Source organism: Treponema sp. UBA7567, assembly GCF_002476655.1.
Classification (GTDB): Bacteria; Spirochaetota; Spirochaetia; order Treponematales; family Treponemataceae; genus Treponema_D.
Window position 1 is genome coordinate 712 of the sequence record NZ_DLLH01000039.1, and the last position, 443, is coordinate 1,154.

1 protein-coding gene is annotated in these 443 nt (G+C 34.8%); it reads right to left on the minus strand.

Annotated elements, in window-relative coordinates; all coding sequences use genetic code 11:
• Positions 1 to 43: 43 nt before the first annotated feature.
• Positions 44 to 443, minus strand: a 400-nt coding sequence (locus B3Y13_RS04780) for a hypothetical protein (RefSeq protein ID WP_296693029.1), incomplete at its 5' end; no start/stop codon positions are given.

A 443-nucleotide genomic window follows, 5' to 3' on the forward strand; every position in this document is an offset into this window, starting at 1 on the left:
GCCCGCCGCATCCGGCGTAAGTCCACTGTATTTTTCTAAAAAATCATTCTTCGTAATCAAAAATTTTAGTTTCATCTTCCAGAAAAATCCAATACCTAGAATAAGGCTTAATCCAGTCTCCATTTTCTGACCAAAAACCGCTTCTTATAAGCACATAAAGCCAAGTTCCGTTTTCAGACTCTTTGATTTTTAAGACGCGAACTTTTAGTCCGCCTTCGTGATTCAAGCTTTTTGCAACAACTTCGCTAGTCAAAACAGGCTCGATTCTCAATTCAACCTGACCGTTTATTGTAAAAATCGAAGCTTCTTTTATTTCATGACAAAGCGAAAATGCCGGCAAAAGAAAAAATAAACTTAAAAAAACACTGATTAAATTTCTGTAAAAATTAAAATCTTCCATAAATACCCGAAATAGTCCAAATATCGAGTTTTGATAAGAACAG